Below are 20,651 nucleotides of genomic sequence, written 5' to 3' on the forward strand. Positions count from 1 at the left end.
GCGGTGCATCGTGTGCTCTGCAAGCGGAGCGTCGTCACCCGAGAGCTTTGCTCTCACAGGGTGCGACATCTGTTCTGATTTTAACCTGAATTGGCTTTTTCGTAAATCGTTGCGTGAGTGGTGAGGGAAGATTGGTTTTAATCTCTAGCGCTTGTCGGCTCGGCATTCTTGGACTTAAATTCCACGCGATGGACGGCGATTCGCGCCGAACTCTTGCGTTCAACGCTCATGGCTGCATATAAGCCAGGATTCACGAAGTGGGCACCGAGCATCCAGCTTACCCAAACTGGCATGATCCGGTGAATATCGATAATCGCAATTGGCTCATCGTCGACCGGCTTAGAAAGGTCTAGTGGGACGTAAAATGTTTCGTATGCCCGAAGCATGTCGCGGAGCATCGATTCTCCAAGAGCGAAGGGAAGATCCTGCATGTCATTGTCGACAAATACCTTCGGTCATCGATAAGACATACCCTCCGGCACTTCGATGGCGACGCCAACCGAAAATAGGCTCCGCGTCTCATCCTCTACTTGGGCTGCGTGCACATTCCCGAGCGGGCGGTCGTATAGATACCCGTCCCGAATGATTTCGCTGAGCTGAACTGCGCCTCTATCGCTGCGGCGAAGAATCGTCCGAACCAAAAATGGCGCCGATTTCTCGACGCCATTTTCGTGTTTGGTCGGGATGACAGGATTTGAACCTGCGACCTCTTCGTCCCGAACGAAGCGCGCTACCAAGCTGCGCTACATCCCGATCCGCTGCGAAAGCAACTGTTCAAGAATAGCCGAAACGTCCCGTGATGCGAAATCGGGGAGAGGGTGTCCCTCGCCACACCCGCACCCGGCACCACGACTACACCAGTGAGTCCCGCCAAGCCCCGTGCAACTGCGCAAAGCGTCCGCCGCCGCTGATCAGCTCGGCGGGCGTCCCGTCCTCGACGATACGCCCGTCGTGGACCACCAGCACCCGGTCGGCCGTCTCCACGGTTGAAAGGCGGTGGGCAATGATGATGGCCGTTCGGGCAGCGTTCCCGCCTGCGACTCCCTCCAAGAGATGAGCCAGTCCTTGCTGGACCATCCGCTCGGAAGGAATGTCCAGGGAGGATGTAGCTTCGTCCAGAATCAACACGGCCGGCGCGGCAAGGAAGGCCCGGGCAAAACCGATGAGCTGCCGTTGACCCGACGACACACGGCCGCCGCGCTTGTTGACGTCCGTGTCGTAGCCTTCGGGCAGGCTGGTGATGAACTCGTGCGCACCAACTGCTGCGGCGGCGGCTTCGATTTCGGCGCGGGAAGCCTCGGGGCGACCCAAAGCAATGTTATCGGCAACCGAACCGCTGAAGAGGAAGGCCTCCTGGGTCACCATCACCACGGCCCGGCGGAGGTCCGTCGTCGCCAGATCCCGCAGGTCCACCCCATCCAAGGTGATGGCGCCGGACGTGACATCGTAGAAGCGGGCCACCAGCTTGGCCAGCGTGGACTTACCGGCACCTGTCTGTCCCACCAAGGCGACCGTCTGCCCGGCCGGAATGTGCAGGTCCAAGGTCGGAACAACCAACTGGCCGTCGCTGTAGCCGAACTCCACCCCCTTGAAGTCGATCTCTCCGCGTGAGCTTTTCAAAGGCACCGGGTTTTTCGGCGGACGGACGGTGGGTACTTCTTCCAAGAGTCCGGACACCTTTTCCAGCGCTGCCTGGGCACTCTGGAAGGAGTTGTAGAACATGGCCATCTGGTCCACCGGCTGGAAAAAGCGTTTGGTGGAGAGTATCAAGGCCAGCAGGACGCCTACTGCGAGGTCGCCGCTGAGTACCCGGAAGCCGCCAAACAGCAGGACCACAGCCACGCACACGTTACCGATCAGCACCAGTCCGGGTTGGAAAATGCCGTTCAGGTTGATGGAGCGGACAATGTTCTTGCGGTAGTCCTCAGCCAGTTGGCCATAGCGGTCCGCGTTCTCGCGCTCCTTGCGGAACGCCTTCACAGCGCGGATACCCGTCATGGTCTCCACAAAGTGCACGATCAACCGGGCCGAGACTACCCGGGATTCCCGGAACGCGATCTGCGAGTGTTTCTGGTACCAACGCGCCAGGAAGAACATGGGGACACCGGCCGCGAGCATGATCAGGCCACTCCGCCAATCCAAGGCAAACACCGTGAATGCCGTGAACAGCATGAACAGCATGCCGGAGGCGAGCGAACTAACCCCGGAATCCAACAGCTCTCGCAGCGCTTCCAGGTCCGAAGTTTGCCGGGCGATGATGCGTCCCGAGGTGTACTTCTCATGGAATTCCAGGCTCAGGCGCTGCGTGTGCCGGAAAACGCGGAGCCGCAGGTCCAGGAGCATCGCCTGGCTCAACCGGGCCGTGGAGGTCACGTAGAGCGCGGTCATTCCGGCCGTGGCGATCGCAGCGGCCAGATAGAGGGACCCAGCCAGCACTAAGGGGCCGTTGTCGCCTGCCTGAAGTGCCGGCAAGGCGTTGTCGATCCCAAAGGCGATCAGTGCCGGCCCCGCTACGCGGGTGAGCTGCGAAACAACCACCATCACGATCGTCAGCCAAAAACGCAACCGCACCGGGCGGATCAGCGAGGCAAGCAAGGCGAGTGACCGGCGTCGTACGGCTTTGCTATCAGCCTTGCTGAGGTGGGTGTTGTCCTCGTTGGCGGTTCCAAAGGTTGCGGCGCTCACCGGCGGGCCTCCTCAGCTTCTTCGAGTTCGTCCAGTTCCGTGTCCAGGTCCTTCGGACCGGCATCCAGGCTGGCGATGACGTAACGGTAGTGGTCGTTTTCGGCCAGCAGTTCCGTGTGGGTTCCGACGGCGGTGATGGTCCCGTTTTCGAGCAACGCCACCCGGTCGGCCAACGCCACGGTGGAGGGACGGTGCGCCACGATCAGCGTGGTGGTCTCGCGGAGAACCTCACGCAAGCGGGCTTCCACGCGCTCCTCGGTGTTGACGTCCAAAGCGGACAGGGGATCGTCCAGCACCAGGACTTTCGGCTTGGCGGCGATGGCGCGGGCCAGGGCGATGCGCTGCCGCTGGCCACCGGACAGGCTCAGGCCTTCCTCTCCGATGAGAGTGTCCACGCCGTCCGGCAGGGAGTAGGCAAAGTGTGCCTGCGCCACATCCAATGCCTCGTCCAAGGCTGCGTCGCTGGGATCGGGTGCACCAAGCAGCACGTTGTCACGCACCGAACTGGAGAAGAGCGTGGTGTCCTCGAACGCCACTGCAACCACCTTGCGGAGCTCGTCGATGTCGAAGTCGCGGACATCCACGCCGTCGATGGTTACTGCACCGGCTGTGACGTCGTACAGGCGGGGGACCAATTGAAGCAGCGCGCTCTTGCCGCTTCCCGTGATACCCACCAGGGCCATGGTTTCGCCGGGACGGATGTCCAGGGTGATGTCGTGCAGGAGGGTGCCGCCGTCGTCGAACCCGAAACCTGCGTGGTCAAAGCGTAAGGCACCCTTGACGGTTTCCGGCACCACGGCCGTCTCCGGGGAGGTGATGGTGTTCTCGGTGTCCATGACCTCGAAATGCCGGTCCAGCGCGGTCTTGGCCGTGAGCGCCATGGCCAAGAGCATGCCGGAGAATTCAACCGGGGTAGCCACCACGGCTGCGGTCGCGAAAAAGGCGACCAAGGCACCAATGCTGAGCTGACCGCTCGCGGCGAGCATGACGCCAACCACGAGCCCGACACCCAAGGCGAGTTCCGGCAGCAGTGTCACCACCAAGGTGAAACCGGCCTGCTGCTTGGCTTTCGCGATCTCCGTCTGGCGCAGTTCCTCGGCCTGGCCATTGAAGTTCTCCAGTGCCTCGCGGCTCCGTCCGAACGCCTTCAGGACACGGATTCCGTGGACGGATTCCTCAACGGTGGTGGCGAGGTCGCCGGCCTGGTCCTGGCTGAGCCGGGCCACCAGGCTGAAGCGCCGCCGGAACCGGAAAGAATTGATCATGATCGGCACCGCGGCGGCGAGGAAGATGAGCGCCAGCTGCCAGCTCATGGAGAACATCACGCCGACGCCGATGATCACCGTCAGCGTCGTGACCACCAGCATGATCGCGCCGAACGCCATCCAACGGCGCAGGAAGCTGAGGTCCGTCATGGCGCGGGAGAGTAGCTGCCCGGAACCCCAGCGGTCATGGAACGCCACCGTGAGCTCCTGCAGGTGCCCGTAAAGGGCCACGCGCATCCGGGTCTCCACGGTGGTGGCCGGGTTGATCACGAACTGGCGGCGCAAGGCCACCAGTCCTGCTTCGGCGATGCCCAGAGCAAGGATCACGACGGCGGCAATCCAGACGGCGTCCGTGGAACCGCCGGGCTGCAAGGAGTTGTTGACCAGCACCCGCAGCACCTGCGGGATGGTCAACGCGACGATGCTCGCAAGCAAGGCGCAGATCAGGCCCATGAAAAGGCGCGGGAGGATGGGCCGCACGTGAGGGTACAGGCGGCCGACGGAGGTGAAAAATGAGGTTTGCTTGGACATGCCCGCTTCTCAACAGCTGGATCTTCAGATGGTGCGGAGGTAGTTTCCCGTAGCAACTACCCTATGCCATGGCGTGATTCGTTTCACAGGACCACGCACCCCAGGTGAAATGTTTGACCCAGTTATTGGGATTCGTAATGCTGCGCGAGGTTCAGTTGCGTGGCGTGAGCGTCAGCAGCACGGCTTCCGGGCGGCAGGCTATACGGACGGGGGCGAACCGCGAGGTGCCGATGCCGCCCGAGACGTTCACCGGCGTCGTGAATCCATCGCTTTCCCAATCGTGGAGGCCTTTGGCGCGCCACGTGGGGAGGTCGCAGTTGGAGACCAAGGCGCCGTAGCCGGGGATGCAGATCTGGCCGCCGTGAGTGTGGCCTGCGATGATCAGGTCAGCGCCCGCCTGCGTGAAGTGGTCCAGCACGCGTTGGTACGGAGCATGGATCACGGCGACTTTGAGGTGCGGCCGGGCATCCTGGTTTACAGTGCCGCGGGGCCAGCCGGCGTAGCGTTCGCGGCCCAAGTGGGGGTCGTCGACGCCCGAGAAGTCGAACCGCAGGCCGTTGAGCACCACGGACTGGGCGCGGTTGGTGAGGTCGATCCAGCCACTCATGCCGAAGGCGGAGCGGAGCTTGGGCCAGTCGAGCTGGAGGGGCTCGGTTTTAGGTTTCGAAGGACCACGGAAGTAGCCCGCCGGGTTCTTGATCCGCGGCGCGTAGTAGTCGTTGGAACCTGGAACGAAGACCCCGGGGAACTCCATCAGGGGCCTCAAGGCCTGGATGAGGGGGTCAATGGCCTTGGTGTGGCTCAAGTTGTCGCCCGTGTTGACTACAAGATCGGGTTTGAGGTCCGCCAGGGAATGCAGCCATTGCGTCTTCTTGACTTGGCCGGGGACAAAGTGGATGTCGCTCAGGTGCAGGACACGAAGGGGTGCCGAGCCCTCAGGGAGAATCGGCAACGTTTCGCGGCGTACCTCGAACTGGTCCTTCTCCCACCACCCGTAGGCGGCAGCCGCGGTACCTGCGGCTGCGCCGACTGCTGCAGTGACGGCAAAACCGCGCCCGAAGGAACGGGCGCGGTTTGCCAGTGAATCAGCGAACGTCACTCGTTAGTCCTTGCCGGGGGCGTCGCCGCTGTTTCCATTGCCGTTACCGTTGTTGCCGGTTCCGGTGGACGGCGCGGGGTTTGGCGCCTGCTTCGGCGCGGACGGCGTGGTGTTCGACGGCGTGTTGTTGCGTTGCGGTGTCGGCGCACCAGTCAGGTTGGACGGCGGCTGCTGGAACGGGTTGGTGCCGTAGGCCGGAGCGACGGCCAACATGTAGTTGGTGAACTGCGGGCCGGCGATCATGTAACCGTCAACGAACTCGTAGAACTTGCCGTTGACAGTGAGATTGCGTCCGTAGCGCGACTGGTCACCCAACGGGTCTCCGAACCAGGACGCTGTGGCGAGACCGGTGGTGTAGCCAACAACCCAGGTGGAGCCGTTCGAGTCGTTGGTGCCGGTCTTGGCGGCAACAGGGAAGTTCTTGGAGTTCAAGGCAGGGCGGATCAGCGAGCCGGAACCTTGATCCAGCACCTTGCCCATGGCGTAGGCCACGCCCCGGGCTACCTCAGGTTTCACGGCGTCCTTGCAACTGGACGACTGGGCCGGAAGATCAGCGCCGGATTGGTCCTTTACCGAAGTGATGGCGATGGGTGCACAGTACTTCCCATCTGCTGCGAAGGTTGCAAAAGCTGCGGCCATGGTCAGGGGGGCGGTCTGGGTTGCACCGATCAGGTTAGACAGTCGAGTCATAGGCACCTGCGGGTTTGGATCCGTGACCTTGCCGGTGCCGTCTCGGGTTGGGAGCCCTCCGTGGATGCCGGTGGCGTCTACGATCCCTTGAATGCCACAGAGATCAACCTGTGAGGCAGAGGCGAACGTTGCAGTGTTGATCGAGTTCATGAGGCCGTACAGCACCGTCATGTTCCTGTAGTAACCCTCGTCAGAGTTCTGAAGGTCGAAACTGCCAGGCACGTTTCTGTCGTAGAAACCGTCGACTGGCGTCGGACAGGTGTTCTTCCACGGGAAGTTCTGCGGATAGTTCCGTCTGGAAGCATTGATGGTGGTTTCCATCGACTTCCCCTCATTCAGCCACTGGGCGAACGTGAAGGGTTTCATCGTGGAACCGGGCTGGAATCCACCGATGCCGTTGAGGTCATTGCCGTTGGCGTCAAGGACGTCCACGTTGAAGTTCTGGGTCTGATCGAACTTGCCCTCTTGAGGGAGCCACACGGTGTTCTGAGCCATGCTGACGATCTGTCCCGTGCCCGGCTGGACAGAGACGATTGAGGCGCCCCACTTGTCCGGGTTGGCACCCGCCGTGGCGTCAACCTGCTGCTGAGCTACGTTCTGGGCGGTCGGGTCGAGCGTGGTCTGAATGGTCAGGCCGCCGCGCATAACGCGCTTTTCGCGTTCCTCCGTGGTGTCACCGTAAGCCGGGTTGTTCAGCAGGAGGTGCAGAACATAGTCGCAGAAGTACGGAGCCATGGTGGCGTAGGCGCAACCCTGGCGGGCCGGGGTTACCTTGGTGGTCACGGGCGTGGCGACAGCTTCGTCGTACTGGGCCTGGGTGATCTTCTTCTGGGCCAGCATGGCGTTCAGGACAAGGTCGCGCCGCATCTTCGAGTTGTCCGGGTTGGTGATCGGATCGAAGGCAGACGGGCTGTTGACCAGGCCGGCAAGCAGCGCAGCCTGGGGAAGCGTCAGGTCTTTGGCGGTGGTGCTGAAGAAGAACTTGGACGCAGCTTCGATGCCGTAGGCATCGCGGTTGAAGAACACGATGTTGAGGTAGCCCTCAAGGATCTGCTCCTTGGAGAACTTCTTCTCCAGGGCGATCGCGAGCTTCATTTCGCGGAGCTTGTCGCCAACGCCCTTGTTAACACCGTTGAGGAGGACGTCGTCACCCTTGCCCGACGCCACCAGTGACTCGTTGATGACGTTGTTCACGTACTGCTGGGTAATGGTGGACGCACCCTGCTTGTTGCCGCGGGCGGTGCTCACCAGTGCTCGCATGATGCCGGTGGTGTCGATGCCGCCGTGCTCATAAAAACGGCTGTCCTCGATGGCGATGACAGCGTCCTTGATGAACGGGCTCATGGAATCCAGCGGAACTTTGGTGCGGTTCTCTGCGTAGATCGAGGCGATCGGCGTACCGTCCTTCGCCAGGATCGTGGTGTTCTGGCTGGGCGGATCCACTTGGAGCTCCGCCGGCAGAGTGTCAAAGAACTGGATTGAACCACTTGCGGCACTGCCCGAGACGGCAGCGGCGGGGACCAAAAGTCCCGCCACCAGGACGCCACAGATCGCACTCACGCCAAGGAAACCTAAAATCTTTCCGAGGGTGGTGGCAGTATCGAATATGGGGTTCTTGCGAGTCACCATGTTTTCCAGTTTACCGGCAAGGGCTAGGCTTTCTGTCATGACCAAATGGGAGTACGCCACGATTCCGCTCATTATTCACGCCACCAAGCAGATCCTGGACCAGTGGGGCGAGGACGGCTGGGAGCTTGTCCAGGTTGTCGGCGGCCCCGATGGCAAGGGCCTTGTCGCATACCTTAAGAGGGAGAAGCAGTAACCATGACCACCCCCGCAGAAACCACCTCTCCCGCGGAATCCGGCGCCCCGACGTCGGCCGTTGAGCAGCGTCTCGCCGAGCTTGGACTGACCCTTCCCGAGGTCGCCGCCCCCGTAGCCGCCTACGTCCCTGCCGTCGTCTCTGGCAACTACGTTTACACGTCCGGACAGTTGCCCTTTATTAACGGCAAACTCGAAGCTACGGGCAAGGTGTCCTTGGGCGAGTTGGGTGCCTCGGACGAGGCAACTGTTGATCCCGAAGAAGCCAAGCGCTACGCCGCCGTCTGCGCCATTAACGCACTGGCTGCCGTCAAGAGCGTCATCGGCGACCTCGACCGCGTAACCCGCATCGTGAAGGTCGTCGGATTCGTTTCCTCCGAACCCACCTTCACCGGCCAGCCCGGCGTTATCAACGGTGCGTCGGAACTTCTCGGACAGGTATTCGGCGACGCCGGCATCCACGCACGTTCCGCCGTCGGCGTTTCCGTGCTGCCCCTCGACTCTCCCGTAGAGGTCGAGCTCATCGCTGAATTCAGCTAAGGAACCGGTTCACCCAATTGCCGCAGCTTGCCCGCCGATTGTTTGTCCTCCCTCCCGAACTTGAGGGGGCAGCACAAAACTGGCTTGAACTCGGCGAGCGGACCCCCAGGGCCGCCCGCTACGCATCATCCGTTGTTCTTCTGCGCGACTCGCCCTCCGGCTTGGAGACCTGGCTTGGATACAGGCCAGGCTCCTCGCCGTTGGGCGTTGTGGCGTTCCCGGGCGGTTCCCTGGACCCGTCCGACGACGACCCCGTCGGTTGGGTAGGCCCCTCACCCCAGCATTGGGCTGAGCAGATGGGAACAGACGACGTCGGACTCGCCCGCCGTCATGTGGTGGGTGCCATCCGTGAACTGTTCGAAGAAACGGGCGTCCTGTTGGCCGGACCCGACGCTTCCTCCACAGTGGAGGCCAACTCCACTGTGGACTGGATGCGTGCCCGCGAAGCCGTGGCCTCCCAGGAGAAGTCCTTCACGGAGATGCTCACCAAGCGTGGGCTTTCCCTGCGGACGGATCTGCTGAAGCCGCTGGTTAACTGGCTCAGCCCGGACTTTGCGCACACCCGCTTCAACACCCGGTACTTTGCCGCAACCGTGCCGGTGAACCAGCAGCCCAGCATCCTTGGCAGCAAAGGCGTATGGGGCCGATGGGTGTCCGCGGCAGAGGCCATTGCCCTCCGCGAGACGTCTGCCCTCGGCGACGAAATCGCCCAGCCAAACACTGTGGGCCTGGCCCTTGGGCAGCTATTGGTGCCGGGCTCCGAAATCATGCTGGAAAAGATGGCCCACGCCAACGGGTGCATCGCGTACCTGAGCTACAAGCGCAAAGCTCACGTCTACCAGCCCAAACTGGTGGACGAGGGCGGCATCCTGATGCTCGAAGTCGAAGCCGCCAAGACCGTCGCGGGGGAGCCACAGCGCGAACGCTGATGCTTGCTTACGTTCCGCGTGCTTGAGCCTGACGCTTGCTCACGTTCCGCGTGCTTGAGCCTGACGCTTGCTCACGTTCCGCGTGCTTGAGCCTGACGCTTACTCACTGGACAACAAAAAAGCCGCCCCGGTTCCAAACCGGGGCGGCTTTTCTTGCGCTTTAGCGTGAACGCTGGCGGAGGCGCTGCATGTCGAGAATGACGACGGCGCGGGCTTCCAACCGCAGCCAGCCACGCTGGACGAATTCGGCCAGTGCCTTGTTGACGGTCTCGCGGGAAGCGCCCACAAGCTGGGCCAGTTCTTCCTGCGTGAGCTCGTGGGCAACCAGGACGCCGTCGGTGGCCGGGCGGCCGAAGCGGTCGGCCAAGTCCAGAAGTGCCTTGGCCACGCGGCCGGGTACATCGGAGAAGACGAGGTCGGAGAGGGAGTCGTTGGTGCGGCGCAGGCGGCGGGCCAGTGCCTGCAGCAACTGTGCGGAGACCTCGGGACGCGTGCGAAGCAGTGCGTTCAGGCTCTCGTTCTTCAGGCCGGCAAGGCGGGTCTCGGAGACAGCCGTGGCCGTCGCCGTACGGGGGCTGGGGTCGAACAACGCCATTTCGCCGAAGAGTTCGCCCGGGCCGAGGATGGCCAGCAGGGACTCGCGGCCGTCGGGTGAAGTGCGGCCGAGCTTCACCTTGCCGGAAACGATGAAGTAGAGCTGGTCACCCTGGTCGCCTTCGCGGAACACGGAAGCCCCGCGTGAAAGGTCCACCTCTGTGAGTTCGTCCGTCAGCAAGCGGAATGCGTCGTCGTCAAGGGTGGCGAAGAGGGGTGCGCGGCGCAATACCTCGATGTCCATGAAATCTCCTGAATATAAGTTTCGGTCGTGGCGCTCCAGCCATTGTTTCAGAATTTTTGAGCTTCTGTGACGTACTTGGCACGCGAAACGCTGAAATGGCGCGGGTTTGGGGCGTTCCAGGCCCCAAACGACGGCACGAAAGAGGCGTAAGACCGCCCTGCCGAGGTGATGTGACTAACGGTTGGCTGTCAGGGTGCACAACTACAATTGGCGCTACCCGGCTATGAGGAGCATTGGTGTTTGGCTTGACGATATTGGATTTGGCATTGATCTTGATGCTCCTGTCCTACCTGATCTATGGCCTGCGCAACGGCTTTATGGTCACTTTGGGAGGAATTGCAGGATTCATTGTTGGCGCCATCGCCGCGTTCATTGCCGTACCTCTCGTCAGCAACTGGGTGACCGACAGCGGCTGGAGGCTGACCGCCACGGTGGGTGCCGCCGTCGTACTTATTGCGTTGGGACATGGGCTGGGAACCATGATCGGGCGCAAAATCCGCCACGCGGTGCGGATCAAGCCGCTGCATGCCGTGGACCGACTGATCGGTGGCGTCGTGAGTGTGGTGGTTGCCGCGCTGGTGATGTCCATGTTGGCCTTCAGCATCAGTTCTCTGGGCGTGCCGTTCGTGTCGCAGCAGCTGGCGGAATCCCGCGTCATCCGCTACATCGACAACATCACGCCCACACCGGTCAAGAGCACCATGGCGCAGTTGCGCTCCACGGTGATCGGCGACGGCATTCCGAAGCTCATTGAAGGCATCGGCCCCGTCACGCCCGTGCCCGTTCCCAATGCATCCACGGACACCCCTGCGTTGAACCAAGCTGCGGAATCCGTACTGAAGATTGCCGGTACGGCCTTCGAATGCGGTCAGAACCAGACCGGGTCCGGATTCGTAGTATCGCCCGGGCGCGTCGTCACCAACGCGCACGTGGTGGCGGGCGTGTCGCAACCCGTTGTGGAAGTTCCCGACGGCAGTGCGTTGCCGGGTCGCGTGGTCTACTTCGACCCCCAGCGGGACATTGCGGTCCTGGCCGTGGATGGACTGCAGTCCAGCCCTCTGCCTCTGAGCCCGGACCTGCCTGACGGAAGCCCCGCCGCTTTCGCCGGCTACCCGCATGGCGGTCCGTTCCAGTCCAAGCCCGCCACGGTGCAAGGAATTTCGCCCATTTTGGTGCCGGACATTTATGGCAACAATCCTTCCCCGGAGCTCGTGTACAAGCTTGCCGGCGACGTTCAACCGGGCAACTCCGGCGGCCCATTGCTGACGATGCAGGGCCAAGTGGCGGGCCTGATCTTCGCCAAGACCACCACGGACGCCGCCCTGGGATTCGCCTTGACCATGACCGATCTGGAACCGGTAGCGGCCCAGGCTCCCGGACTCAGCGAATCGGTCTCCGCCGGGCAGTGCACCCGCAAGTAGCGGCTCTTCTCTCACATGGTGAGTGTTTTAGCTTGGTGCTCTCTCATACTTTGGTCGTGATTCCCGGACACCCGCGAGCAGCTATAGATTGGGAGCCATGACTGAAGCCACCCCCGCCACCGAAGCCGGTCGCGGCACCATCCTTGTGATCAATGGACCCAACCTCAACCTTCTGGGCACGCGCGAACCCGAGAAGTACGGAACCTCCACGCTGGCCGACGTCGAGCAACTCGCCATGACGGCAGCCGCTGCCCACGGGTTCACCGTTGACTGCGTGCAGTCGAACCACGAAGGCGACCTCCTGGATGCGATCCATGCAGCCCGCGGAACCGCCGTCGGAATCGTCATCAATGCCGGGGCCTTCACGCACACGTCCGTGGCTCTCCGCGATGCCCTCGCGGCGGTGCAGCTGCCCGCCGTCGAGGTCCACATCACCAACGTCCACCAGCGCGAAGAGTTCCGCCACCACTCGTACCTCTCCGGCGTCTGCAACGCGGTCATCGCCGGTGCCGGGGTCCTGGGCTACAAGCTGGCCATCGAGTACCTGGCAGAGGCCGTCTAAACCCCTGCCGGTGAGCGAGGGTTCCCGGGAAGCCCGTGGGATGTGAGTAAGGGTTCCCGGGAAGCCCGTGGGATGTGAGCGAGCGTCAGAGGGCGGTGAAACGCAGGAGGACTCCGTGCTCCGGGTTCAGGACGGGCATCGGCAGCCCCACTTCGCCCAGGAACCGCCCGGTAGCCTCTGCCCCGGAAGCCAACCACGGTGCCGGCTTGGCCTCGATGAATGTGTGCCCGTAGTCGGCATCGACGGGGGTCGGGAACAGAAGCTCCACCCGGTAGGAACGCAGAGGATCCAACCCCGGGATCGCCACCCGCCCGATGCGCTCGGCGAAGCTCGTCGCCGTCTTGACCACAGCGAAAAGCGCTGCGGTGGCACCCGCTGGGGTGCCGCCGTCGTGCTCCGAAGCCACGACGCCGTGCACCATCAGTGACTCGTCCGGCACGTCGGCCCGCACCATCCGCCCGCTGTGGATCAACGCGCGGTGCTCCTTGTACAAGGCGATGAAGCGCTTGAGCTCCTCGCGATCAGCCCCCGTGACAGAGCGGACGTCCCACTCCATCCCGAAGTGACCGAACAAGGCCGTGATGGCGCGGAACGAAAGGTCGTGGGTGCGTCCGGTCGTATGGGACGTGGCCGGCCCAATGTGCCCGCCGACCAGTTCGGGCGGAACCACCAGGCCGGTCCAGCGCTGGATGGTTTGCCGTTCAAGGGCGTCGTTGCAATCCGAAGCCCAGATCCGGTCCGTCCGCTCCAGGATCCCGAGGTCCACGCGGGCGCCTCCGGAGGAACAACTCTCGATTTCCACGGTGGGGTGCGCCGCCCGGAGGGCATCGAACAACCGGTAGGCGGCCAAGGTCTGCCCATGGACCGAGGCGCGGCCGCCATGACCGTGTTCCAGGAGATCCCGGTTCTGGTCCCATTTGAGGTAGCTGATGGTGTTTTCGCGCAGCAGGGTGTCGATCCGGTCGTAGACGTACTGCCAGGCTTCGGGATTGACGAGGTCGATGACGTGCTGCTGGCGCCATTCGAGCGGAAGCCGGCCGCCGTCCTTGTACGAAGCAGCGGATGGGCCCACGATCCACTCGGGATGCTCACGGGCAATGTCCGAATCCAGGTTCAGCATTTCCGGCTCCACCCAGAGCCCGAATTCCATACCGCGGGACGTCACGGCGTCGATCAAAGGAGTGAGGCCGGCGGGCCACAAAGTCTCATCCACGTACCAGTCACCCAGTCCGGCGTTGTCGGACCGACGCCCCCGGAACCAGCCGTCGTCGAGGACGAACCGCTCAACACCGAGCTCGGCAGCAGAACCCGCCAGCTCGATCAACGTGTCCAGGCTGTGGTCGAAGTAGACCGCCTCCCAGGTGTTGAGGACCACTGGGCGCGGTGTGCCCACATGGTGCGGACGCGAGCGGAACCAGCTGTAAAACGCCTCGCTGATGCCGTCCAGCCCACGGTCCGAGTAGGCAGCAAACAGCGCAGGCGTCGTGTAACTTTCGCCGGGCTGCAAGACGACTTCAGCGGATCCAAGCAGCTCGGATCCACCCACCATGGTCCGGCCATCGGCAACGCTGTCGGCAAACTGCTCGTGATTGCCGCTCCATGCCAAGTGAGTGGCCCACACTTTGCCGTGGCGGTTGCCAAAGCCCGCGGTCCCGGCGGCAAGAAGCAGCGACGAATCGTGGCCTGTGCGGCCGTGGCGTCCGGTGCGGACCCAGGTTCCTTGCTGGATCGCCCGCCGCTGCGGGTGCCGTTCACGGCACCAGCGCCCGGTCAGGTCCAGGAGTTCGACGGCGTCCGGCGCCACCGGAAGCATGGTTGCCAGCTCGTCCACCTGGAAAGGCGACGAGCCGTCGTTGGTGGCAGTGTGCCGCATTTCGAGAAGCCCGCCCGGGTGCAAGGTGAGGTTGCTGGTCACCGAGATGCCGGCGTCGGGATCTGACTGAAGCACGACGGCGGTGATGCCGTCCGTCGTCGCACGCACCACGCGCAGGCGAACGGAGAAGTCAAAGCCGGGTACGCCGTCGGTGATGCGGTGGCCGCGGAGCCCTTGCCTGCCCTGCCACGATGACGATGCCTGGGGGAGGAGCCCGGCGGGGACATTGGCGTCGATGGACGACGGCGGGATGGGTTCGTTGAGGATGGCAAGGTCCGGCAGGGAATCGCCCAGATCTGCTCCCCAGTGGGTGATCTCAGCCTCTCCACGGTGGGTGCTGATCACCAGGCTGGTACCTGCGGAACGGAGATGGAGCGGTTGCATGTTGTGAGTCACTTTCAGCTGGGGTGGGCTCTGGGCCCTGGACGAAAAAGTTGTGGGGCCCGTTCTGCGCGCCTGAGGGGCGTCAGAGTGCGCAGAGCGGGCCCCACAACGGGAGAGTTGTTACTACTTCGCGAAGAGTGCGTTGACTTGCTCGTTGGCGGCTGTCAGCGAGCTGGCCGGGGCCTTGCCGGCGAGCACCGCGTCCACGGCAGGCTTCATGATTCCGGAAACCTTGGAGGCGTTGTCCGTGATCGGGAGCATGAAGGTGGTCTTGTCCTTCACATGCTGGGTGAAAGCGCTGACGTCCACGTTCTTGGCCTTGAAGGCGTCTGCGGCCTTCTCGGAGGAGGTGGTGATGGCCGGGAAGACAACAGCCTTCGAAGCTACGACGTCCTGGCAAGCGGCGGAGCCGAGGTATTCCACCCACTTGACGGCGGCGTCCTTCTTCTTGGTGCCGGCCCACACGGAATCGGCCAGGCCGTTGAACATGGAAGCGCGCTTGCCGTCGGGGCCTTGGGGCGTGGGGGCGATGCCGAGGTCGATGCCCTTGTAACTGGTGTACTGGCCGATCATCCAGGAGCCGTTGCTGTTGATGGCGGCCTTGCCTGCACCAAAGTTGTCGGCGGCGTTGGCGCCAACGGTGGTTTCAAGCTTGGGCATGTAGCCCTTCGCAGCGAGCGAGGCCCACCAGCCGATGGTGTCCTGGAGCTTTTTGTCGTCGTAGTTGAAGTGGGTGCCCCAAGGGTTCTTGTCTGTGGTGGTCCAGCCGGTGGTGGCCGACAGGTAGCTCCACTGGGTCTGGCCGGCGTTCTCGGCATCGGAACCCGGGAGGCCCAATCCGTAGACGGCAACGTTGTCCTTGTCGAAGCCGGCTTCGTCGCCGCGCTTGCCGTTCTTGTCGACCGTGAGGTGCGCGATGACCTTCTCGTACGTGCCGCCGTCCTGTGCGTTCCAGGTCAGGGAGCCCATTTGTTCCGGGGTGATGCCGGCGTCGGCGGCCATTTTCTGGTTGTAGAACAGTGCCACGGTGTCCCAGTCCTTGGGCAGGCCGTAGCGCTTGCCGTCCTGGCCTACCCAGAGATCAGCGAGGCCTTCGTTGTACTGGGAAAGGTCCACGTTGTCCTTCGAGACTGCGTCATCGAGGGCCACCAGCTGCTTGGTCTTGAGGAAGTCCGGGTACTTGGACAGGTGGTCCGTGAAGACGTCCGGTGCAGTACCGGAGGCCATGCCGTTGGTGAGCTTGGACCAGTAGTCGTCCCAACCGGTCTGGGTGATCTTGACGGTGATGTCCGGGTTGGCTTTGGTGAAGTCGGTTGCGCACTGCTGGTAGGCGGGGAGCTGGTTGGCGTCCCAGAGCCAGTAGTTGATCTCGCCCTTGGCAGAGTCTCCACCGGAACTGCCTCCGGAGTTTCCGCCGGAGCAGGAGGACAGCGCGAGGACGGCGGCTGCCGCGACGGCGACGGCGCCGATTGCCTTCTTGTTCATCATGGTTGGTCCTTTCAGGACTGGATGGGTGCGTGCCGGCGCATGCCGGTTTCCGCGTGAGCAGGTGGAGAGAGCTATTTGGTGCCGTTGAAGCCGATGGAGTTGACGATCCGTTTGCCGAAGATGGCGAAGAGGATCAGCACGGGCGTGGCGGACACGAGCGTTGCGGCCATGAGCCCGGACCAGTCCGGAGCGCCTTGCGGGGACTGGGATTTGAAGACTCCCAGTCCCACGGTGAGCACCCTGGATTCCTCGGAGGTGCCTACGAGCAGGGGCCAGAAGTATTCGTTCCACTGACCCATGAAGGTCAGCAGCGCCAAGGTCGCGATCGGGGCAGCGGCGTTGGGCATGATGATCTGGAAGAAGATCCGCCAGTGCTTGGCGCCGTCGAGCATCGCAGCCTCTTCCACTTCTCTGGACATGTTCAGGAAGAACTGGCGCATGAAGAAGATCGCGAACGGCGTCATGAACAGGTACGGCAGCACGAGTCCGAGCATGGAATTGAGCAGGCCCAGGTTCTTCACGAGCAGGAAATTGGGCAGGGCGGTGAAGATCGGCGGGACGAGCATGGTGGCAAGGAACAAGGAAAAGACCGCGTCGCGCCCTTTCCACCGCAGCCGGGAGAACGCGTAGGCGGCCATGGAGCTGAAGAACACCGCGCAGGCTGTCGTGATGCCGGCGAAGAGCAGGGAGTTCCACAGGTACTGCCAGAAATTGATCGAGGCGCCGGATCCGCCTTCTGCGATGGCCTCGGAGGCAGTCTGGAGGCCGAAGACCCGCTTGAACGCACCCAGGTTGAAGTCGGCCGGGAGCAGGTTGGCGGAGTTGGCGGCGAGGGAGCCGTTGGAGGACAGGGCCGTGCGCAGCACCCAGTAGAAGGGCAGGATGCTGACGGCGATCGCAAGGGTGAGGAGGGTCAGGGCGATGGCGCGGCGCCAGTTGAAGGGGCGGCTGAACGGGCGACGGCGGCCGGTGTTCGTGGGTGAGGTGAAAGTGGTCATGGCGTGTCCTTAGTCCAGGTCCGACTGGTTGCCGCGGAGGAATTTCATCTGGATAAAAGCGACGATGGCAAGGATGAGGAAGAGGATGACAGCCAGGGCGGATCCGTAGCCGAAGTCCTGCTCGTTGAAGGCGCGCTGGTAGATGTAGAACTGCAGCACGCGGGTGGCGTTGACGGGACCGCCGGCTGTGGTGACCGCGACGGTGTCGAAAACCTGGAAGGAACCGATCACGGTTACTACCAGGACCAGTACCAGAACGGGTCGCAGCAGCGGGAGGGTGATCCGCCAGAAAGTGTTCATGGCCTTGGAACCATCGATGCTGGCGGCTTCGTAGACACTGTTCGGGATGGCCTGGAGTCCGGCGAAGATCAGGAGGGCTGTGTAACCCATGTGCCGCCAGGTGTTGATGAGTGCTTGGGTGGGGATGGCCCATTGCTCGCTGCCGAAGAAGGCTACGCGGGGCAGTCCGGTCCATTCGATGATTTGGTTGATGATGCCGATCTGGTAGTCGAGCATCCAAAACCACAGGAGGGCCGCGATGACGTTTGCCATCAGGTACGGCATCAGGAGCGCGCCGCGGATGATGGTCGACTTTGCGACGCGGTGCATCAGGATTGCCAGGCCCAGGGCCAACGCCGTCTGAAGGACGATGTTGATCACCACGTATTCCGCCGTGACGCTCAAGGCGTTCCAGAACAGCGGATCCTTCGCAATGCGTTCGTAGTTCCGTGCGCCGATCCATTCCGGGTCGCCGAGGATGCTGTATTCGGTGAAGCTGAGGTAGATGCCCCGGATGGTGGGGACGAGGTAGAAGAGGATCAATCCGACCATCGCTGGAGCTATGAAGAAGAGTGCGACCTTCAGGTCTCCGATGCCGCGGAACCCGTCGGATGGTTTTCCCCGCTTCCGTGACTTCCGCGGCGCCTTGGCCGAGAGCCCCGGATCCGGTTGCTTGGTGAGCGTGGTCATCGTCGACCCTTTCGTGGGAGTGATGCTGGTAACAACTGGAGGCGAATCTACACGAGTAGATTTTGGCTTGGCAAGAGCTGGCGGACGAATTTGATGAAAAATGTTCAGAAATGTTGTTTCTGTTGACTCGTGTAGATCGTGATGCGAAACTCGTCCGTACGTGTCATGCGACAGACAAACGGCTGCACCCGTAGCCACAGGAAAGGTAAACAATGACGTTTTCGATAGGTGTTGTGGGCGCCGGGCAGTTCGGCAGCCAGTTCGCCCACCTCTTCAAGCTCCACCCCGGTGTCAGCGAGGTCTACGCGGTGGACGAGCTGCCTGAACGCGCCGCCGCAGCGCAGGAGCGCTGGGGGCTGGACGGCACCATGGCCTCCTTCGAGGATCTGTTGGAGTCCGACGTCGATGCTGTCGCCATCTTCACGCAGCGGTGGACGCACGGGCCCTTGGTGGAGCAGGCCCTCCGGGCCGGAAAGCACGTCTACTCAGCGGTTCCCATGGCCATCTCCGAAGAAGAGATCGAGCGCATCATCGAGGCCGTCCGCGAGACGAAACTGGTCTACGCCATGGGCGAGACCAGCTACTACAACCCCGCCACTGTCTTCGCCCGGCAGCAGCACCAAGCCGGCAAATTCGGCCGGATCTTCTACACCGAGGGCGACTACGTCCACGACATGGACCTCGGCTTCTACGAGGCCTACCAGTACAGTGGCGGGGAACGGTGGAAGGAAACTGCCAGCTACCCGCCTATGCTCTATCCCACCCACGCCATCGGTGGGGTCCTGGGCGCCGTGCCCGGACATGCGGTCAGCGTGAGCTGCATCGGGGTCAAGGACCAGCGGGGCGACGGCGTCTTCGACAAGGACGTCAGCATGTTCGCCAATGACTTCTCCAACGCGACCGCACTGTTCGAAATGAACGACGGCGGTGCGATGCGGACCAACGAGATGCGCCGCGTGGGCTACCCCTCGCACATCCGGGAGTCCCGGTTCCGCTTCTTCGGCACCGAAGCCAGCTTCGAGCAACTGGCAACCACCACAGTGTGGCAGGACAAGTCCACCGTGGAGGACGTATCCGAGCAGGTGGAAACGAAGCCCACCATGTCCGCCGACGATCCCTCACTGGCTGACGTGGCTCCGGAGCTGCGGGACGCCTTCATCTCAGGACTGGCCCCGGTTCACGACCAGTCCCGCCTCCCGGAAGAGTTCCTCGGGGCGCCCAATGGACACGAGGGCAGCCACCAATTCCTGGTGGACGACTTTGTGACGGCCGTGAACAACCGCAGCCTTCCGCCGGTCAACGCTTGGGTGGCTGCCCGCTTCACCCTTCCCGGCATCGTGGCCCACGAGTCCGCACGTCGGGGCGGGGAGCGTCTTCCCATCCGCGACTTCGGTGATGCTCCCGTGGAGTAGCTAGCATTTACCCCATGACAACAACAGCTGTACAAACCCCGCGCGGCCCGGTTACACGCAAAGACGTGGCCCGGTACGCCGGGGTGAGTACCGCCGTCGTGAGTTATGTGGTGAACGGTGGGCCCAAGAACGTGGCCCCGGCAACGGAAGCCAAAGTCCGCGAAGCCATCCGCGTCCTCGGCTACCGGCCCAACGCCGCGGCGCGCGCGCTGAAGCTGGGTTCCAGCGAAACCATTGGCGTGGTGGTGCCGGACAACACCAACCCGTTCTTCACCCAGCTTGCCCACGCGGTGGAGGACGCCGCGGCCGAACTCGGCTTCGGCATGGTGCTGACGAACTCGGACGGAAGCCTGACCCGCGAACGCAAGAACATCCGGACCCTCGCCGCCCGGCAGGTGGATGGGGTGTTCCTGGCCAGCTGTGTGTTCGATCCCGATGTCACCGAACTGGAAGCCTCGGAAATCCCGGCTGTCCTCCTGAACAACGCAGGATCCCCGCCCGGCTTCAACAGCGTGGGAGTCGACCTGGAGGCCGGGGCACGGGCGGCGGTGGGTCACCTGATCGGCCATGGACACCGCAACATCGGCCTGGCGATCGGTACCAACACAGGCAACCAGTTGGATGGCCGTGAGGTCGGCTGGCTCGCCGCCCTGCGTGAGGCCGGGTTGCCGGACGGCCCGATGCTCCACGGCCCCTTCAGCCGTCCCGGAGGCTACGAAGTGGGCAAGCGGTTCCTCTCCATGGCGAACCGTCCCACCGCCATCTTTGCCAGCAATGACATGCAGGCCATCGGTATTCTTCGCGCCCTCCACGAAGCCGGTGTCCGGGTTCCCGACGAGTTGGCCCTGGTCTCGTTCGATGGCTCCCTGGACGCCGAATACAGTTGGCCGGCCCTCACCACGGTTGCCCAGCCGGTCAAGGCGATGGCACAAGCGGCAGTCCGGGCCCTGGTGGGCAAGGGGCGCGGCGAGGAACTGCAGCACCAGATCCTGCCTACCGAGCTCATCATCCGGCAGTCGTGCGGCTGTAAATAGCTCCGCCGAGGTGGCATTTGATGACAATGTTCCATGGGCAAAGTCATAGGGTCGTTGCAACGCTCTGATTGATGGAGCGTTTTATGGTCAAGTTGTTCCCCAAGGCTGCGCG

At 62.9% G+C, this 20,651-nt stretch carries 16 protein-coding genes and 1 tRNA gene; 7 read left to right on the plus strand and 10 right to left on the minus strand.

What is annotated here, in order from left to right; all coding sequences use genetic code 11:
* Nucleotides 1–676 precede the first annotated feature (676 nt).
* The 5 genes from PV760_RS19835 to PV760_RS19855 all read right to left on the minus strand — a co-directional run bounded on the left by PV760_RS19835 (nucleotide 677) and on the right by PV760_RS19855 (nucleotide 7,899).
* Nucleotides 677–753 (minus strand) — tRNA-Pro (locus PV760_RS19835).
* A 99-nt stretch (nucleotides 754–852) separates the two neighbouring features.
* Nucleotides 853–2,685, minus strand: coding sequence for an ABC transporter ATP-binding protein (locus tag PV760_RS19840; protein ID WP_354628514.1), 1,833 nt, complete (start codon nucleotides 2,683–2,685; stop codon nucleotides 853–855).
* On the minus strand, nucleotides 2,682–4,481 hold the full coding sequence (locus PV760_RS19845) for an ABC transporter ATP-binding protein (RefSeq protein ID WP_354628515.1): 1,800 nt from the start codon (nucleotides 4,479–4,481) through the stop codon (nucleotides 2,682–2,684). Before PV760_RS19845 ends, PV760_RS19840 begins: the two co-directional genes overlap by 4 nt.
* 151 nt (nucleotides 4,482–4,632) lie before the next feature.
* Nucleotides 4,633–5,580, minus strand: a complete 948-nt coding sequence (locus tag PV760_RS19850) for a metallophosphoesterase (RefSeq protein ID WP_354628516.1) — start codon at nucleotides 5,578–5,580, stop codon at nucleotides 4,633–4,635.
* A 3-nt stretch (nucleotides 5,581–5,583) separates the two neighbouring features.
* Nucleotides 5,584–7,899, minus strand: coding sequence for a transglycosylase domain-containing protein (locus PV760_RS19855; protein ID WP_035733280.1), 2,316 nt, complete (start codon nucleotides 7,897–7,899; stop codon nucleotides 5,584–5,586).
* A gap of 37 nt (nucleotides 7,900–7,936) precedes the next feature.
* On the opposite strand from PV760_RS19855, the gene sp36 reads away from it, so the two are divergent.
* The 3 genes from sp36 to PV760_RS19870 are packed head-to-tail and all read left to right on the plus strand — an operon-like array spanning nucleotide 7,937 to nucleotide 9,560.
* Complete coding sequence (gene sp36, locus PV760_RS19860) at nucleotides 7,937–8,092, plus strand: Sp36 family protein (RefSeq protein ID WP_011775990.1); 156 nt, start codon at nucleotides 7,937–7,939, stop codon at nucleotides 8,090–8,092.
* Between the two features lie 2 nt (nucleotides 8,093–8,094).
* Complete coding sequence (locus PV760_RS19865) at nucleotides 8,095–8,631, plus strand: RidA family protein (protein ID WP_018777050.1); 537 nt, start codon at nucleotides 8,095–8,097, stop codon at nucleotides 8,629–8,631.
* Between the two features lie 17 nt (nucleotides 8,632–8,648).
* Nucleotides 8,649–9,560 (plus strand): NUDIX hydrolase, encoded by a 912-nt coding sequence (locus tag PV760_RS19870; RefSeq protein WP_018777049.1) that lies wholly within the window; start codon nucleotides 8,649–8,651, stop codon nucleotides 9,558–9,560.
* A 160-nt stretch (nucleotides 9,561–9,720) separates the two neighbouring features.
* On the opposite strand, the gene PV760_RS19875 is transcribed toward PV760_RS19870, so the two are convergent.
* Nucleotides 9,721–10,398, minus strand: coding sequence for a Crp/Fnr family transcriptional regulator (locus PV760_RS19875; protein ID WP_011775987.1), 678 nt, complete (start codon nucleotides 10,396–10,398; stop codon nucleotides 9,721–9,723).
* Between the two features lie 236 nt (nucleotides 10,399–10,634).
* Here PV760_RS19875 and PV760_RS19880 point away from each other — a divergent pair, with 236 nt between their 5' ends.
* Both PV760_RS19880 and aroQ read left to right on the plus strand, forming a co-directional pair.
* A complete protein-coding gene (locus PV760_RS19880; protein WP_018777048.1) occupies nucleotides 10,635–11,819 on the plus strand; it encodes a MarP family serine protease in 1,185 nt (394 codons plus the stop codon).
* 97 nt (nucleotides 11,820–11,916) lie between these two features.
* A complete protein-coding gene (aroQ, locus tag PV760_RS19885; protein ID WP_018777047.1) occupies nucleotides 11,917–12,381 on the plus strand; it encodes a type II 3-dehydroquinate dehydratase in 465 nt (154 codons plus the stop codon).
* Nucleotides 12,382–12,466: 85 nt separating this feature from the next.
* Here aroQ and PV760_RS19890 read toward each other — a convergent pair whose 3' ends face one another.
* The 4 genes from PV760_RS19890 to PV760_RS19905 form a co-directional block, all read right to left on the minus strand.
* The gene (locus tag PV760_RS19890; protein WP_354628517.1) at nucleotides 12,467–14,638 is read right to left on the minus strand and encodes an alpha-galactosidase; all 2,172 of its coding nucleotides are present in this window, start codon (nucleotides 14,636–14,638) and stop codon (nucleotides 12,467–12,469) included.
* A 123-nt stretch (nucleotides 14,639–14,761) separates the two neighbouring features.
* A complete protein-coding gene (locus tag PV760_RS19895) occupies nucleotides 14,762–16,126 on the minus strand; it encodes an ABC transporter substrate-binding protein (RefSeq protein ID WP_018777045.1) in 1,365 nt (454 codons plus the stop codon).
* 71 nt (nucleotides 16,127–16,197) lie between these two features.
* Nucleotides 16,198–17,124 (minus strand): carbohydrate ABC transporter permease, encoded by a 927-nt coding sequence (locus PV760_RS19900; protein WP_039242850.1) that lies wholly within the window; start codon nucleotides 17,122–17,124, stop codon nucleotides 16,198–16,200.
* Between the two features lie 9 nt (nucleotides 17,125–17,133).
* Nucleotides 17,134–18,093 (minus strand): carbohydrate ABC transporter permease, encoded by a 960-nt coding sequence (locus PV760_RS19905; RefSeq protein ID WP_018777043.1) that lies wholly within the window; start codon nucleotides 18,091–18,093, stop codon nucleotides 17,134–17,136.
* Between the two features lie 212 nt (nucleotides 18,094–18,305).
* Here PV760_RS19905 and PV760_RS19910 point away from each other — a divergent pair, with 212 nt between their 5' ends.
* Nucleotides 18,306–19,505, plus strand: coding sequence for a Gfo/Idh/MocA family protein (locus PV760_RS19910; RefSeq protein WP_354628518.1), 1,200 nt, complete (start codon nucleotides 18,306–18,308; stop codon nucleotides 19,503–19,505).
* A 14-nt stretch (nucleotides 19,506–19,519) separates the two neighbouring features.
* Entirely contained in the window at nucleotides 19,520–20,539 is a 1,020-nt protein-coding gene (locus tag PV760_RS19915; RefSeq protein WP_193589975.1) for a LacI family DNA-binding transcriptional regulator, read from the plus strand.
* The last annotated feature ends 112 nt before the right edge of the window (nucleotides 20,540–20,651 follow it).

The sequence above is a fragment of the Paenarthrobacter sp. CC6 genome, from assembly GCF_040560085.1.
GTDB classification, from domain to species: domain Bacteria; phylum Actinomycetota; class Actinomycetes; order Actinomycetales; family Micrococcaceae; genus Arthrobacter; species Arthrobacter nicotinovorans.

Excerpts from the sequence above, each read along its gene's own strand:
- PV760_RS19900 (WP_039242850.1), bottom strand. The coding sequence starts at position 17,124 with ATGACCACTTTCACCTCACCCACGAACACCGGCCGCCGTCGCCCGTTC.
- PV760_RS19905 (WP_018777043.1), bottom strand. The coding sequence starts at position 18,093 with ATGACCACGCTCACCAAGCAACCGGATCCGGGGCTCTCGGCCAAGGCG.
- PV760_RS19875 (WP_011775987.1), bottom strand. The coding sequence starts at position 10,398 with ATGGACATCGAGGTATTGCGCCGCGCACCCCTCTTCGCCACCCTTGAC.
- PV760_RS19890 (WP_354628517.1), bottom strand. The coding sequence starts at position 14,638 with ATGCAACCGCTCCATCTCCGTTCCGCAGGTACCAGCCTGGTGATCAGC.
- aroQ (WP_018777047.1), top strand. The coding sequence starts at position 11,917 with ATGACTGAAGCCACCCCCGCCACCGAAGCCGGTCGCGGCACCATCCTT.
- PV760_RS19915 (WP_193589975.1), top strand. The coding sequence starts at position 19,520 with ATGACAACAACAGCTGTACAAACCCCGCGCGGCCCGGTTACACGCAAA.
- PV760_RS19895 (WP_018777045.1), bottom strand. The coding sequence starts at position 16,126 with ATGATGAACAAGAAGGCAATCGGCGCCGTCGCCGTCGCGGCAGCCGCC.
- PV760_RS19855 (WP_035733280.1), bottom strand. The coding sequence starts at position 7,899 with ATGGTGACTCGCAAGAACCCCATATTCGATACTGCCACCACCCTCGGA.
- PV760_RS19845 (WP_354628515.1), bottom strand. The coding sequence starts at position 4,481 with ATGTCCAAGCAAACCTCATTTTTCACCTCCGTCGGCCGCCTGTACCCT.
- PV760_RS19910 (WP_354628518.1), top strand. The coding sequence starts at position 18,306 with ATGACGTTTTCGATAGGTGTTGTGGGCGCCGGGCAGTTCGGCAGCCAG.
- PV760_RS19865 (WP_018777050.1), top strand. The coding sequence starts at position 8,095 with ATGACCACCCCCGCAGAAACCACCTCTCCCGCGGAATCCGGCGCCCCG.
- sp36 (WP_011775990.1), top strand. The coding sequence starts at position 7,937 with ATGACCAAATGGGAGTACGCCACGATTCCGCTCATTATTCACGCCACC.